The following is a 14555-nucleotide window of genomic DNA, read 5'->3' as shown; positions in this document are numbered from 1 at the left end:
ATCGACTCTGTGCTCTTTCGAACGTCTGCGTTGTTGGATGGTCATCCAGCCGCCAGACGTCCGCACAAGTCTCCTGCGTACACTGTCAAAGATCTTCAGGCTCCGGCCTCAGCGCCGCGAACCCCTTGTTTCCGTACCGCGACGTTTCCGTCGAGGTGAGCCGCCCATCTTAGCGCGGATCGTGTTTCTGTCAACACCCTGTGAAACTTTTTTTTCGCCCCCATCCGTGCGCTTGGCTCGAATCGGGCCGCGCATTCTAGCGCGATCATCTTCCGCGTCAACCCCTCGTGACGACCGGGTCGAACCGCTGCAACGGTGGTCTGCCGAAGCGGGCGCGCATTGTGCCGATCTACGGACAGAAGTGGAAGCCCCGGAGTGCTTGACGGGGTGCGGCTGGTCGCCGATGTTCAGCTCCCGCAACCGGATGACGCCTGCCATGACCTTTCGCCCCCTGCTCCGCATCGCATTGGCCTGCCTCGTACTGCTGGCGACCGCCTGTGCGACTGCGGGCGGGCGATGGGTGGAGCTGGGCGGCGAGCGCTACATCGTCGAGGTCGCCGACGACGACGCCAGCCGCGCCCGTGGGCTGATGTTCCGCGACTCGATGCCGCGCGATCACGGCATGCTCTTCATCCATGAGGAGGAGCGCCCGCAGGCCTACTGGATGAAGAACACCCGCATCCCGCTGGACATCCTCTACTTCGACAGCGGTCTGCGCCTGGTATCGCAGCAGCGGGATGTGCCGCCGTGTACTGCGGGCGACCGCTGTCCACCCTACCCCAGCGCAGCGCCGGCGCGCTTCGTGCTGGAACTCAATGCGGGGGAGGCGGCCCGGCTGCAATTGCAGGATGGCGCGCAACTGCAGGTGGGCCCAGGCATCGATATTCCGCGCTGAACGCCCGGCCGGCGGTGTCTTGCAACGCTCCACGCCGCAGCGCAGGCTCGCAGCATGCATGAGCGGACCCCGCTGCCGAACTGGGCCGGCCTCGCCGCGCTGGATGATGATGCGATCCCGCTGTTCTCCAGTGCGCTGCTGATCGCCCGTGACGAGTACCCGGACCTCGATCCTGCGGTCTACGGGGAGTTGATCGCGGCGCATGCGGCCGCGCTGCGCCCGCGCGTGGATGCCGCGTCGCACTGGCCGCTGAAGATGATGGTCATCAACCGCTACCTGTTCGAGGAACAGGGCTACACCGGCAACCACGAGACCTACGACGATCCACGCAACAGCTACCTCAACGAGGTCTGCGAGCGGCGCCTCGGCATCCCCCTCTCGCTGGGACTGGTGCAGATGGAGGTCGCCCGGCGACTCGGGCTGCCCCTGGATGGCGTGTCGTTCCCCGGCCATTTTCTGGTGCGGCTGCCGGTGGATGGTGGCGTGCTGGTGATGGACCCGTTCAACCGCGGCCGCCCGCTCGATGTGGACGAGCTGCGCGAACGCGCGCTTGCACACCTGGATGGCACCGGGCTGGATGACCAGGTGCTGCAGCAGATCCTGCATCCCGCATCCAACCGCGCGATCCTGGTGCGGATGCTGCGCAATCTGTACGCGGTCTACGTCAAGTCCGGGGACTGGGAGCGGGCGCTGCGCTGCATCGACCGGGTGCTGCACCTGCTGCCCGACAACGCCGACGCCCTGCGTGATCGCGGGCTGTGCTATTTCCGCATGCGCCACCTGCGTGGCGCGCGCGACGACCTGACGCGCTACCTGCAGGCGCGACCGGGGGCCGGGGACGCGGCGCGCGTGCGTGAACTGCTGATCGTGGCCAGCGGCGAACGTTCGCGGCTGCATTGACCGTGCGCCACGCGCGACCGGCCCGCCGCGGGCCGGCTCAGAGCGGCATCATCTCGAAATCGTCCTTGGTCACGCCGCAGTCCGGGCAGGTCCAGTCCTCGGGCACGTCCTCCCAGCGCGTTCCCGGCGCGATGCCCTCGTCCGGCATGCCAAGCGCCTCGTCGTAGATGAACCCGCACACCACGCACATCCAGGTACGCAGGGTGGAGGCGGCGGTGCTGTCGGTCATCGGATAATGGTCGCGTCGGGCATTCCGGCATTCTCCCACAGCACCCGAGCGAGTTCCGTGCCTGCAACCTTCCCACAGCGCCCGCGTGGCCTGTACCTGATCACTCCCGACGACCCCGATACCGCGCGGCTGCTGTCGCGTGTCGAGGCGGTGCTGCCCCATGCGAGCTGGCTGCAGTACCGCAACAAGCAGGCCGATGCCGCGTTGCGCATCGAGCAGGCCGCCGCTCTGCTGGCGCTTGCACGCGTGCACGGGGTGCGGCTGCTGATCAACGATGATGCGGCGCTCGCGGCACGGATCGGCGCCGATGGCGTGCATCTGGGCGAAGACGACGGGGATCTGGCGCAGGCGCGCGCTCTGCTGGGGCCGGCCGCGCTGGTTGGCGCGTCCTGCTATGACGACATCGCGCGTGCGCGACGTGCGGTTGAGGCCGGTGCCGACCATGTGGCCTTCGGTGCCTTCCACCCGAGTGCGACCAAGCCCGGCGCACGTCGCGCCCACCCTGATCTGCTCCGCCAGGCGGCGGCGCTGGGCGTGCCACGGGTGGCCATCGGCGGCATCACCCCGGACAATGCCGGTCCGCTACTCGATGCCGGAGCGGATCTCATCGCGGTGGTCGGCAGCGTCTTCGACGCGCCCGACCCGGTAGCCGCGGCGTGCGCCTATCGCGCCGTGTTCGACCGCGCCCACCCCCCTTCCTGATCGACTTTTCCGGCGTCATGCGACGCCTTACCGGAGTTCCGACATGCAGCACGCACGTTCCCAGGAGTTGTTCCAGCGCGCCAGCCAGCTGTTGCCGGGCGGAGTGAACTCGCCGGTGCGCGCGTTCGGCTCGGTCGGCGGCACGCCGTTTTTCGTCGAGCGTGCAGACGGCGCGTACCTGTACGACGTCGACGGCAACCGCTACATCGACTACGTCGGCTCGTGGGGTCCGATGATCGCCGGCCACAACCATCCGGCAGTGCGCCAGGCGGTGAAACAGGCACTCGGCAACGGGCTGTCATTCGGCGCACCGTGCGCCGCCGAGGTGACGATGGCCGAAACGCTGACCCGGCTGGTGCCATCGTGCGAGATGGTGCGCATGGTCAACTCCGGCACCGAGGCCACGCTGTCGGCGATCCGCCTGGCACGCGGGGCCACCGGCCGCAGCCGCATCGTGAAGTTCGAAGGCAACTACCACGGCCACGGCGACTCGTTCCTGGTCAAGGCCGGCAGCGGCGCGCTGACCTTCGGCGTGCCGAATTCCCCGGGCGTTCCGAAGGCGCTGGCAGACCTCACGCTCACCCTGCCCTACAACGACTTCGACGCCGCGACGGCGCTCTTCGCCGAGGCCGGTGACGAGATCGCCGGCCTGATCATCGAGCCGGTCGCCGGCAATGCGAACTGCCTGGTGCCGCGCGACGGCTTCCTGCAGCACCTGCGCGAGCTGTGCACGCGCCACGGCACCGTGCTGATCTTCGACGAGGTGATGACCGGCTTCCGCGTGGCCCTGGGCGGCGCGCAGGCGCGCTATGGCGTGACGCCCGACCTCACCACCTTCGGCAAGATCATCGGCGCGGGCATGCCGGTGGGTGCGTATGGCGGCCGCCGCGACCTGATGTCGCAGATCTCGCCGGCGGGCCCCGTCTACCAGGCCGGCACGCTGTCGGGCAATCCGGTGGCGATGGCCGCCGGGCTGGCGCTGCTCGGGGTGATCCAGGAGCCGGGCTTCCACGACCGCCTCGAGGCGCATGCCAATGCGCTGTGCGACGGACTGGAAGGGGCCGCGCGCGATGCCGGCGTTCCCTTCACCACCAGCCGGGTGGGCGCGATGTTCGGCATGTTCTTCACCGACGCGCCCAAGGTCGACACCTATGCGCAGGCGGTGGCCTGCGACACCGCGGCGTTCTCGCGGTTCTTCCACGCGATGCTCGAGCGCGGCGTGTTCCTGGCACCGTCGGCGTTCGAGGCGGGGTTCGTGTCGTCGGCACACGACCGGGAGACGCTGGACGCCACGCTTGCCGCTGCGCGCGAGGCGTTCGCGGTGGTCGGCGCGGGTTGAACGACGACGCCCACCACACCGGTCAACGGTGTGGTGGGTTCCGGCCTCCTCAGCGGCCGGCAGGCGCAGCGGCGATAACGCTGCGCAGCGCGCGGGCCAGGCGCTGCAGCCCTTCGGCCACATCGGCATCGGTGATCGTCAGCGCCGGCACGAAGCGCAACACATCCGGACCGGCCTGGAGCACCATCAGCCCTTCGCCTGCACAGGCGTCGAGGATCTCGCCCGCGCGGCCGGCGTAGGGATCGCGCAACTGTGCGCCCAGCATCAGGCCGCGGCCCCGCACCTCGGAAAACACCCGGAGCTCGGCATCGATCGCCTGCAGGCCATCGCGCAGCTCGCGCGACTGGCGGGTGACATTGGCCGCGACTTCGGGCGACGACAGCTTGCGCAGCGCCACGCGCGCCACCGCGCTGGCCAGCGGATTGCCGCCGAAAGTGCTGCCGTGCGCGCCGAACTGCATGACGTCGGCCACCTTCGGGCCCGCGAGCATCGCGCCCACCGGAAAACCGCCGCCCAGCGCCTTGGCGAGGGTGACGATGTCGGGCACCACGTCGTCCTGCCAGTGCGCGAATAGCGTGCCGGTCCGGCCCATGCCGCACTGGATCTCGTCGAGCACCAGCAGCGCGCCGTGGCGATCGCACAGTTCCCGCACCGCGCGCAGGTAACCCGGCGCCACCGGCGTCACCCCGCCCTCGCCCTGCACCGGCTCGAGCATGACCGCGGCAACGTCGCCGGCGGCCATCGCCACTTCCAGCCCGGTGAGGTCGTTGAAGTCGACGTAGCGGAAGCCCTGCGGCAGCGGCTCGTAGCCGGCCTGGTACTTCGGTTGTGCGGTGGCGGTGACCGCCGCCAGGGTGCGGCCGTGGAAGCTGCCACGGCAGGTCACGATCACCCGCTGCTGCGGGCTGCGGCCTTCGCCCGATGCCCACTTGCGCACCAGCTTGATCGCCGCCTCGTTGGCTTCGGCACCGGAGTTGCACAGGAACACGCGGCGGGCGAAGCGCGAGGCGGTGACCAGTTCCTCGGCGAGCCGCAGCGGTGGCTCGCTGTAGAACGCGTTGCTGGTGTGCCAGAGCCGGCCGGCCTGCTCCACCAGTGCGGCGGTGAGGTCGGGGTCGCAGTGACCGAGGCTGCACACCGCGATGCCGGCGGCGAGGTCGACATAGTCGCGGCCCTCGCTGTCCCAGAGCCGCGAACCCTCGCCACGTGCGAGCACGAGGTCGCGCGGCCGGTACACGGGCAGCCAGTAACGCCCGGCGAGTGCGGTGAGCGAAGCCGCAGGAGCAGCGGTGTGGTTCATGGCAGAGTGTCGTCCGGCACGACCCGTCGTTCGGGCCGCCGCCATTATCCGCCCTCGCCGCCGACACCGCATGTCCAGCCCCGATTCCGACGCCCCCGACGCCCCACGCCCAGCCCACCCCGACACCATCGCCGCGCACGCCGGGGTCTCGCCCGACCCGGCCAACGGCGCGCTGACCGCAGCCCTGCAGCTGTCGACCACGTTCGAGCACAGCGCCGATGCGCAGACGCCGCTGGGCTTTCTCTACCAGCGTCACGACAACCCCAACCAGCAGCAGCTGGAACGCGTGCTGGCGCGGCTGGATGGGGGCGCGCGCGCGCTGTTCTTCGCCACCGGCATGGCCGCCGGCGCCGCGGTGCTGCAGGCGCTGCCGCCGGGCAGCCACCTCGTCATCGCCGACGACACCTATTTCGGCTACCGGGCGCTGATCGCTCGCTTCCTGACACCGCACGGGCTGCGCCATACCGTGGTCGATGCCACCGATCCCGACGCGGTGCGCGCCGCGCTGTCGGCGCCGACCGCGCTGTTGTGGGTGGAAACACCGTCCAATCCGCGGCTGAAGGTCTGCGACATCGCCATGCTCGCGGCACTGGCACGTGAGGCGGGCGCGCCGTTGCTCGTCGACGGCACCTTCGCGCCGCCGCCGCTGCAGCATCCGCTCGCGCTCGGTGCCGACATCGTGCTGCACTCGACCACCAAGTACCTCAACGGGCATGGTGATGCGATGGGTGGCGCGCTCACCTTCGCCGCCGACGACGACCTGGCTGCGGCCTGCTACGACGTGCGCCGGATGTTCGGCAGCAGTGCATCGCCGTTCTCGGCGTGGATGACGCTGCGCGGCCTGCGCACGTTGCCGGTACGGCTGGAGCGACACGGCGCGAACGCGGCCGCGGTGGCCGCGTTCCTGGCCGCGCATCCGCGGGTGGCGGCGGTGCATTACCCGGGCCTCGAGGCGCATCCGGGCCATGTGGTGGCCACGCGGCAGATGCGCGGCTACGGCGGCATGCTGTCGTTCGAGCTGCACGGCGGGCGCGAGGCGGCGCTGGCCACCGCACGGCGCCTGGAGCTGTTCACCAACGCCACCTCGCTGGGTTCGACCGAGTCGCTGGTCGAACATCGCGCATCGATCGAAGGCGCCGACAGCGTCAGCCCGGCCGGGCTGCTGCGGCTGTCGGTGGGACTCGAACATGCCCAGGACCTCATCGACGACCTCGCGCAGGCGCTGCACGCGTGACGCGCACGTCGCGGCCCCACGAACGCGCCGACAGTGATGATCGGCCGCTGCTGGCACCTGCCCGCGAACACGGCTGGCGGCGCGCACTGTTCGACGTGATCTACCGGCACGACACGCCACCTTCGAGGAATTTCGACCTGATGCTCATGGTCGCCATCCTCGCCAGCGTGCTGGCGGTGATGCTCGACAGCGTGGCCTCGATCAACCTCGCCCACGGCCGGCTGCTGTACGGGCTGGAGTGGGCGTTCACCCTGATCTTCACCGCCGAGTATGTGTTGCGATTGCTGGTGGTGAAACATCCGCTCCGGTATGCGGTCAGCGTGTGGGGCGTGATCGACCTGCTGTCGATCCTGCCGACCTACCTGTCGTTGCTGATGCCCGGCAGCCAGAGCCTGCTGGTGGTGCGCATCCTGCGCATCCTGCGCCTGTTCCGCATCCTCAAGCTCACGCGCTACATGGAGGAAAGCACGGTGCTGGTGCGCGCCCTGTGGCGCAGCCGGCGCAAGCTCTTCGTCTTCATCTTCAGCGTGCTGACGATCGTGGTCGTGGCGGGGGCGCTGATGTACGTCGTCGAAGGACCCGAGCACGGGTTCGAGAGCATCCCGCTCAGCATGTACTGGGCGATCGTCACCGTGGCGACCGTCGGCTTTGGCGACATCGTCCCGCAGACCGTCGGCGGGCGCTTCATCACCTCGCTGCTGGTGCTCACCGGCTACAGCATCATCGCGGTGCCCACCGGCATCTACACCGCCGAACTGGTCACCAGCCTGCGTGAATCGGGCGGTGGGGGCGGCGACACCCCGCCCCGTGCATGTGTGGCCTGCGGGCTCCACGGGCACGCCGATGACGCGCTGCACTGCCGGCGCTGCGGCCAGCAGTTGTCCGTGGCCGGGGCGGAATCGACGACTGGCCCCTGAGGCTCAGTTCAGGAACAGGTCCGGATACAGCGGCCTGGAGGGATCCACCGCGTAGGCGTCGAAATTCCCGATTCCGGCCTCGCGCAACACCTCCTCGTCGATCAGGAACCGGCCGCTGAAGCCCGGCGCCGGGCGCGTCAGCACCGCGTGCGCGGCGTCGGCCATGATCGCCGGCGTGCGCGCACCGGCAGTGTCGACACCGGGAATCATGTTGAGCGCATCGGTCGCGATGATGGTGCGGGGCCACAGTGCGTTGACCGCCACCCCGCGCGGCCCGAACTCCGCGGCAAGCCCCAGGGTCACGAAGCTCATGCCCATCTTGGCCAGCGTGTAGCCGGTGTGCGGGCCCCACCATTTCGGGTCCAGCGACGGCGGCGGCGCCAGTGTGAGGATGTGCGGGTTCGGCGCCTCGAGCAGATGCGGCAGGCAGGCCTGCGCGCACAGGAAGCTGCCGCGCGCGTTGACCTGCTGCATCAGGTCGAAGCGCTTCATCGGCGTCTCCAGCGTGCCGCGCAGCCAGATCGCGCTGGCATTGTTGACGAGGATGTCGATGCCGCCGAAGGCATCGACCGTTGCCGCCACCGCGGCGCGCACCTGGTCTTCCTCGCGGATGTCACAGCGCAGTGCCAGCGCCTGCCCACCCGCGGCGGTCACGGCCTGCGCCGCGGTGTGGATGGTGCCCGGCAGGCGCGGGTTGGGTACGTCGGACTTCGCGACGATCGCGACGTTGGCGCCGTCGCGGGCCGCGCGCTCGGCGATCGCCAGGCCGATACCACGCGATGCGCCGGTAATGAACAGGGTCTTGCCCGCAAGTGACGCCATGGAACCTCCTCACGCCGCGGTGCCGCCGGCTGCCTAGACTCGGTGCGTCGCCGTTCCGGCGCCGCTGGAGGGATCATCCCATGCGAGCCACCCTGCTTGCGGGCTGTATCGCGGGCCTGTTGCTTGCAGGCTGCCGGCAGGCCGGGCCCGGCCCGGCAATGCAGACGCCGGCAACCGACGCCTCCAACGCGATCCTGCCGCCGCTCGACGACGCCGCGCAGGATCCGCCGCCGTCGCGCGTGCCGGGTCCCGAAGCGGTCTGGAACGGGCCCCTGGAGCACTGCCGCACCGGGACCGGCGCAGTGGACGCCTGCCTGGCCGACGCGATGCGCGCAGGCGATGCGTCGGCTGCGGCAATCGCCGTGAGCGAGCGCCTGCGCGGGCGCGGCGAAGCGGGCCATGTGTCAGCCTGGGAGGAGCGCGACGGCGTGGGCGTCGCCACCATCGGATACCCCTTCCGCGCCAATACCAATCACGGCACCTGGCTGGTGGACAGCCGCGGTCGCCCGACCGATGTCGACAGCCTGGCGGAATCCGCACTGTCGGTGCCGTCCATCGAGGCCTTCCGCACCTCGCATCCCGATGCGCGCGCATTCGCGCCGGCGGAGTTCGTCGAACGCCAGGCGCTGCCCGAGGGCGGCGTGCGCTTCATCTATGCGACACCGCTGCGCACCTGCCATGCCTGCGAGACGCTCGGCCACCTGAAGGTGGCCTACGACTTCGACAGCAGCCGCGAATTCGCCGGCCAGCAGGTGCTGGGCATCGAATGAGCGCGGTTCACGGTTTCGGCCCCTGCCCCTCGTTGTCTTCCCAGCGCAGGATCCGGCGCGTGACCACCCGGTAGACCGGCTTGCCGGTGCGGAACCAGAGGTTGCGCAGCCACGAGCGCCGCTTCAGCAACCGCTTCTCGACCGGCGTAAGCGCCTCGCGGCAGTACATGCGCTTGTGCTTGAGGAGATGGCGCAGGTCCTCGCGGAACAGCAGGCGCATCCACGGCGCGCGCGGATCGCCACGGGTGGCGAGCTGGAAATCGATCAGTGCCGGGCGGCCATCCTCGAGCACCAGCCAGTTCGCCTCCTTGGCGAGGTCGTTGTGCGCCACGCCGCGCCGGTGCAGCTGCTGCAGCAGGCGGCGCGCCTGGTGGAAGTAGGCCACGTCGCCGCGCGGCGGGCGCTGGTACATGGCATTTCCGGCCATGAAGCTGCGGTCCAGGCGGCGGCCGGTCCAGTCGAGCAGCCGCGGCGTATCGGGCATGCCGTCGATGGCCTGCAGCGCGCGCGCCTCGCGCCGCGCCAGCCACCACGCCGGCAGCCGCAGCCATAGCGGCACATGGGCGAGATCGCGGCGCACGAAGCGGTGGCCGTGGGCGTCTTCCATCAGCGAGATGCGGCCGAAGCTGTCGGCCTTGAGTGCACGGCGTTCCGTGGCATCGGGACGTGTCATCGCTGCAGTGTACGTGGGCGCACGAGCCTGTCGCGAAGCTGGCCGGGGCGTCGCCGCCGCCACGGATGCCCTCGATGCCGCTGTCATAATGCGGCGATGCTGCCCGAATTCTTCGAGAACACCGTCGCCTGGATCGGCGACCATCCGCTGGCGGCCGGGCTCGTCATCTTCCTGATCGCGTTCGCCGATTCGGTGATCATCCTCGGCGCGGTGGTGCCGGCGCTGCCGCTGCTGTTCGCGATCGGCGTGCTGATCGGGCTCGGGGAGATCTCGGGGCCGTACGCGGTGGCCTGCGCGGCGCTGGGCGCGTTCGCCGGCGACGGCGTCAGCTACTGGGTCGGACGCCGCTGGGGCGGCAGCCTGCGCCAGGTGTGGCCGTTCCACCGCTACCCGCAGCTGCTCGACCGCGGCGAGGTGCTGTTCCGGCGCAATGAACTCAAGAGCATCCTGATCGCGCGCTACGTCGGCGCGATCCGGCCGTTCGTGCCGGCAATCGCCGGCATCGCGAAGATGCCGCTGCGCCGCTACCTGCCGGTCAGTCTGGTGGCGTGCATCTCGTGGGCGGCGCTGTTCCTCGCTCCGGGCTGGATCTTCGGCGCCTCCTACGATGCGGTGGCCGCGGTCGCCGACCGGCTCGCGCTCGTGCTGGGTGCGCTTGCGGTGGTGCTGGCGCTGGCCTGGGCGCTGGTGGTCTACACCTACCGCTGGTTCGACGCCCACGCCAACAAGCTGCTGGCGCGGGGGCTTGCCTGGTCGCGTGCACACCCGGTGTTCGGCCGCTATGCCGGTGCGCTGATCGACCCGCGGCGGCCGGAGTCGGCCTCGCTGGCGATCCTGGCCGTCTGCCTGCTGGCGATCGCCTGGGCCTGGTTCGCGCTGCTGACCACGGTGCTGATGCGCGGCGAACCGCTGATGGTCGACCTCAGCGTCTACGAGACGATGATCGCGCTGCGCAATCCGCTGGCGGACCGTCTGATGGCGGGCCTCGCCTCGATCGGCGATGCGGTGGTGCTGGTACCGGCCGCGGGCCTGGCGCTTCTCTGGCTGGTGTGGCGGCGGCGCTTCCTGGCCGCTGCGCACTGGCTGGCCGCGCTGGCCTTCGGGCTGGTGCTGACCGCGGGCCTGGAGGCGGTGATCGACGTCCCGCGGCCGCCCACGGCGCACAGCGGCTTCGGCTTCCCGTCGATGACGGTGACCATGACCACCATCACCTTCGGCTTCTTCGCGGTGCTGATCGCCCGCGAGCTGCCCGGCCGCAACCGTGTGTGGCCCTATCTGGTGACCGGCGTGACGGTCTCGCTGCTCGGCTTCGCGCGCATCTACCTCGGCGCGCACTGGCTCAGCGACGTGGTCGGCGGCGTGCTGCTCGGGGTGGCGTGGCTGCTGGTGCTGGGGCTGGCCTACCGCCGGCACGTGGCGCGCTCGTTCTGGATGCGGCCGCTGTCGCTGGTGTTCTACATCACCTTCGCCGTGGCCGCCGCCTGGCATGCGCCACGCGCGGTCGACCGCCTGCTGGCCGATTTCGTGCCGCCGCCACCGACCCGGGTCATCACCGAGGCTGGCTGGTGGGACACCGCATGGAAGACCCTGCCCTCGCGCCGCAACGAACGCAGCGCCGACCTGCGCTGGCCGCTCGACCTGCAGGTGGCGGGGCCGCTGCCGCCGCTGCGCGCGCACCTTGAACAGCGGGGCTGGGTGGTCCAGCCACAGGCCGACTGGGTGGCCGTGCTCGGCCTGCTCGACGACGACACCCCGGCATCGGAGCAGGCGGTGCTGCCTGCCGCTCTCGATACCGAGGCGGAAGTGCTGCTGATGCGGCGCCCGACCGACGGTGGACACGAACAGGTGCTGCGGCTGTGGCACGCGCCGGCATTGCTGGAAAGCGGCGAGCCGCTATGGGTGGGCACGGTGCAGACGCTGGATTACACGCGCCCGCTGTTCGGCCTGTTCGGGCTGTGGCAGCCGCAGACCGATGCACACGATGCCTGGCTGGCCCTGCGCGCCGACCTTGCGGGACTGGAGACCGCCGAGGCCGTGCATCCACAATCCGGCGTGGCGGTACTGCGCGTGCGCACGCGCGAGCCGTCCGGAACCGCCAGCGTCGAATAGGCGCGCTCAGGCAACCTGTTCGAGCAGCCGCTGCAGGCGGGCGTGAACATCGTCCTCCTGCAGCAGCGCCTGGCGCTCGTGTTCGCCCAGCGGCAGCAGTTCCGCCAGCCGCCAGCCCACCCACGCCGCATCCGCGAAGTGGTGTTCCGGGATGCGCACCACGCCCTCACCGACCGCGCGCTCGAGCATGCGCCGCAGCAGCTCGGCCAGCAGCATGTGTTCGGGGCGCGTCCGTGCGGGCACGTCATCGGCCAGCCACACGACGTCGGCAACCAGCAGACCGTTGTCGCGCACCCGAACCTGGCGCACGCGGAACCGCCGGCCACCGCGCACGCGCAGCACCAGCAGGCCATCGGCGTCGCGGTCGAAATCCTCGATCGTGGCCAGCGTGCCGACCGCGGCGGGCAACGCGGGTGCCCCACTTTCGCTGCCCTCCAGGATCAGGCAGACGCCGAAGCCGCTGCCGTTGCGGCCGCAGTCGCGCACCAGGTCGAGGTAGCGTGGCTCGAAGATGCGCAGCGTGGTGGCCGCGCCGGGCAGCAGCACGCTCGACAGCGGGAACAGCGGCAGCGGCGCGGAGCCATCGGACGGGTTCATCGATCGCATCGTAGGCGGGATCGGCCGGTGCTCATAGCCGCCATGCGCGCACCCACGCGATCCGGCCTCTCGATCATCGCCCTGCCGGCGTACCCGCGATCAACCCGGCGGTGCGGCCCGGCGTGCCTGCAGCATCGCGACGAAGCGCTGCGGCGCGCCGTCGAAACCGCCGTTCGACATGAAGACCACATGGTCACCGGGCTCGACCAGTGCACCGAGGGTCGCCATCAGCGTGTCGGCATCGGGCACCGCGAACGCCTGCCCGCGCACGCTCTGCACCACCCGGCCCGCATCCCAGGCCAGTTCAGGGCGATGCAGGAACACCACGGCATCGGCGGCATCGAGCGACGGCGCCAGGCCGTCGGCGTGCGCGCCCAGGCGCATGGAATTGCTGCGCGGCTCCATGGCCACCACGATGCGCGCATCGCCGACGCTGGCACGCAGGCCGGCAAGCGTGGTCGCGATCGCGGTGGGATGGTGGGCGAAGTCGTCGTAGACGCGGATGCCGTCGATCTCGCCGACCTGCTCCATGCGCCGCTTCACGCTGCGGAACTGCGCGAGGGCCGGCAGCAGCGGTTGCGGATCGACGCCCGCGGCATGGCAGGCGGCGATCGCGGCCAGCGCGTTCATCACGTTGTGGCGGCCGAGCAGCGGCCAGCGCACTTCGCCCAGCGACCGGCCACGGTGCACGACCTCGAACGCGCGGCCATCGGCCTCGATCAGCCGCGCGTTCCATTCGAACTCGCCGTCGATGCCGAAACGGTCGACCGGGGTCCAGCAGCCCATCGCCAGCACCTCGGCCAGGTGCGGGTCCTCGCCGTTGACCACCAGCCGCCCGCCGCCGGGAACCGTGCGCACCAGATGGTGGAACTGGCGCTGGATCGAGGCGAGGTCCGGGAAGATGTCGGCGTGGTCGTACTCGAGGTTGTTGAGGATCGCCACCCGCGGCCGGTAGTGCACGAACTTGCTGCGCTTGTCGAAGAACGCGGTGTCGTACTCGTCGGCCTCGACCACGAACAGCGGATCGCTACCCAGCCGCGCGGAGACACCGAAGTCCTCGGCCACGCCGCCGATCAGGAAGCCGCAGTCGCGCCCGGCCGTCTGCAGCAGCCAGGCAAGGATGGTCGAGGTGGTGGTCTTGCCGTGGGTGCCGGCGACCGCCAGCGTGGTGCGGCCGGGCAGCACGTGCTCGGCCAGCCACTGCGCACCGGAGGAATAGGCTCGGCCGGCATCGAGCACCGCCTCCACCGCGGCATTGCCGCGCGACAGCGCGTTGCCGATCACCACGAGGTCGGCGTCGCCGGCAATGTGTGCGGGCTGGTAGCCCTGGTGCAGACCGATGCCGAGGCGCTCGAGCTGGGTGGACATCGGCGGATAGACCGCCTGGTCGCTGCCTTCGACCTCGACGCCGGCCTCGCGCGCGAGCGCGGCGACGCCGCCCATGAAGGTGCCGGCGATGCCGAGGATATGGATCTTCAAGTCGTGCAATTCCATGGAACGAGCGCGCACTCTAGCCGAGACCATCGATGGTGGCACCGATGGCGCGCGGCTTCAGTGCGGTATTGCCTCCAGGCCCAGCAGCAGCACCGCCGTCACCAGCAGCACCGCGCCGGCCATGCGGCGCGAGCGGCCAAGAGCCTGCTGCCAGAGATCGAGATAGCGACGCACCAGCACTGCCATCACTGCAACGGTCGCAAGCCCCACCGCCACCGCGACCGTGAGTACCGCTGCGGGGGCAAGGCCGCCGGCATCGGCCACCAGCAGCAGCGACACCGGCGCCAGCACCGCATTGCGCAATGCCGCCAGCAGACCCAGCGCCAGCAGCACCTGCATGCGCAGTGGGGTGCGCCCGACCAGCGCGAGGATTGCCCAGCCCAGCGCCAGTTCCGCGGCGAGCAGCAGCGCGGAACGTGTCAGAGGGGATGGGATCGGCGCCGCGGCATCCACCCCGGCAGTCACCAGTAGTGCGAACAGCCAGGCGGCAAGCACAGGCGTCACCCCGCCGGGCAACACGCCGAGCGGCGCGGTACCGCCTATCCAGTGCCAGCAGCGGCGCACCGCCTGCAGG

15 protein-coding genes are annotated in these 14555 nt (G+C 70.4%); 8 read left to right on the top strand and 7 right to left on the bottom strand.

Annotated elements, in window-relative coordinates; genetic code table 11:
• Positions 1-436: 436 nt before the first annotated feature.
• On the top strand, positions 437-895 hold the full coding sequence (locus LDO11_RS14975) for a DUF192 domain-containing protein (RefSeq protein WP_129135184.1): 459 nt from the start codon (positions 437-439) through the stop codon (positions 893-895).
• A 54-nt stretch (positions 896-949) separates the two neighbouring features.
• Positions 950-1795, top strand: a complete 846-nt coding sequence (locus tag LDO11_RS14970; protein WP_232142250.1) for a SirB1 family protein — start codon at positions 950-952, stop codon at positions 1793-1795.
• 37 nt (positions 1796-1832) lie between these two features.
• On the opposite strand, the gene LDO11_RS14965 is transcribed toward LDO11_RS14970, so the two are convergent.
• Positions 1833-2024: a rubredoxin gene (locus tag LDO11_RS14965; RefSeq protein ID WP_129135182.1), complete on the bottom strand. Its 192-nt coding sequence runs from the start codon at positions 2022-2024 to the stop codon at positions 1833-1835.
• 57 nt (positions 2025-2081) lie between these two features.
• Here LDO11_RS14965 and thiE point away from each other — a divergent pair, with 57 nt between their 5' ends.
• Both thiE and hemL read left to right on the top strand, forming a co-directional pair.
• Positions 2082-2726, top strand: a complete 645-nt coding sequence (gene thiE / locus LDO11_RS14960) for a thiamine phosphate synthase (RefSeq protein WP_232142249.1) — start codon at positions 2082-2084, stop codon at positions 2724-2726.
• Between the two features lie 43 nt (positions 2727-2769).
• Complete coding sequence (gene hemL, locus LDO11_RS14955; protein WP_232142248.1) at positions 2770-4065, top strand: glutamate-1-semialdehyde 2,1-aminomutase; 1296 nt, start codon at positions 2770-2772, stop codon at positions 4063-4065.
• A gap of 49 nt (positions 4066-4114) precedes the next feature.
• Here the strand turns inward: hemL and LDO11_RS14950 are convergent, their stop codons facing one another.
• Complete coding sequence (locus LDO11_RS14950) at positions 4115-5365, bottom strand: acetylornithine transaminase (protein ID WP_232142247.1); 1251 nt, start codon at positions 5363-5365, stop codon at positions 4115-4117.
• A 70-nt stretch (positions 5366-5435) separates the two neighbouring features.
• Between LDO11_RS14950 and LDO11_RS14945 the strand changes: the two genes are divergently transcribed.
• A complete protein-coding gene (locus LDO11_RS14945; protein ID WP_232142246.1) occupies positions 5436-6599 on the top strand; it encodes a trans-sulfuration enzyme family protein in 1164 nt (387 codons plus the stop codon).
• On the top strand, positions 6596-7516 hold the full coding sequence (locus tag LDO11_RS14940) for an ion transporter (protein ID WP_232142245.1): 921 nt from the start codon (positions 6596-6598) through the stop codon (positions 7514-7516). Before LDO11_RS14945 ends, LDO11_RS14940 begins: the two co-directional genes overlap by 4 nt.
• A 3-nt stretch (positions 7517-7519) precedes the next feature.
• On the opposite strand, the gene LDO11_RS14935 is transcribed toward LDO11_RS14940, so the two are convergent.
• On the bottom strand, positions 7520-8338 hold the full coding sequence (locus tag LDO11_RS14935; protein ID WP_232142244.1) for an SDR family oxidoreductase: 819 nt from the start codon (positions 8336-8338) through the stop codon (positions 7520-7522).
• An 80-nt stretch (positions 8339-8418) separates the two neighbouring features.
• Between LDO11_RS14935 and LDO11_RS14930 the strand changes: the two genes are divergently transcribed.
• Complete coding sequence (locus tag LDO11_RS14930; protein ID WP_232142243.1) at positions 8419-9108, top strand: hypothetical protein; 690 nt, start codon at positions 8419-8421, stop codon at positions 9106-9108.
• Positions 9109-9115: 7 nt separating this feature from the next.
• On the opposite strand, the gene LDO11_RS14925 is transcribed toward LDO11_RS14930, so the two are convergent.
• Positions 9116-9781 (bottom strand): protein kinase family protein, encoded by a 666-nt coding sequence (locus LDO11_RS14925; protein WP_129135175.1) that lies wholly within the window; start codon positions 9779-9781, stop codon positions 9116-9118.
• 96 nt (positions 9782-9877) lie between these two features.
• Between LDO11_RS14925 and LDO11_RS14920 the strand changes: the two genes are divergently transcribed.
• Entirely contained in the window at positions 9878-11890 is a 2013-nt protein-coding gene (locus LDO11_RS14920) for a bifunctional DedA family/phosphatase PAP2 family protein (RefSeq protein WP_232142242.1), read from the top strand.
• Between the two features lie 6 nt (positions 11891-11896).
• On the opposite strand, the gene LDO11_RS14915 is transcribed toward LDO11_RS14920, so the two are convergent.
• The 3 genes from LDO11_RS14915 to LDO11_RS14905 all read right to left on the bottom strand — a co-directional run bounded on the left by LDO11_RS14915 (position 11897) and on the right by LDO11_RS14905 (position 14545).
• Entirely contained in the window at positions 11897-12496 is a 600-nt protein-coding gene (locus LDO11_RS14915; protein ID WP_435574657.1) for an LON peptidase substrate-binding domain-containing protein, read from the bottom strand.
• A 90-nt stretch (positions 12497-12586) separates the two neighbouring features.
• Complete coding sequence (gene mpl, locus LDO11_RS14910; protein ID WP_255683522.1) at positions 12587-13966, bottom strand: UDP-N-acetylmuramate:L-alanyl-gamma-D-glutamyl-meso-diaminopimelate ligase; 1380 nt, start codon at positions 13964-13966, stop codon at positions 12587-12589.
• Between the two features lie 72 nt (positions 13967-14038).
• Complete coding sequence (locus tag LDO11_RS14905) at positions 14039-14545, bottom strand: hypothetical protein (protein ID WP_232142240.1); 507 nt, start codon at positions 14543-14545, stop codon at positions 14039-14041.
• Positions 14546-14555: the final 10 nt, after the last annotated feature.

Source organism: Alterluteimonas muca (genome assembly GCF_021191595.1).
In the GTDB taxonomy this organism is placed as follows: domain Bacteria; phylum Pseudomonadota; class Gammaproteobacteria; order Xanthomonadales; family Xanthomonadaceae; genus Luteimonas; species Luteimonas muca.
Note: the sequence above shows the minus strand (reverse complement) of the source record. Positions and strands in the feature narration are given on the sequence as shown.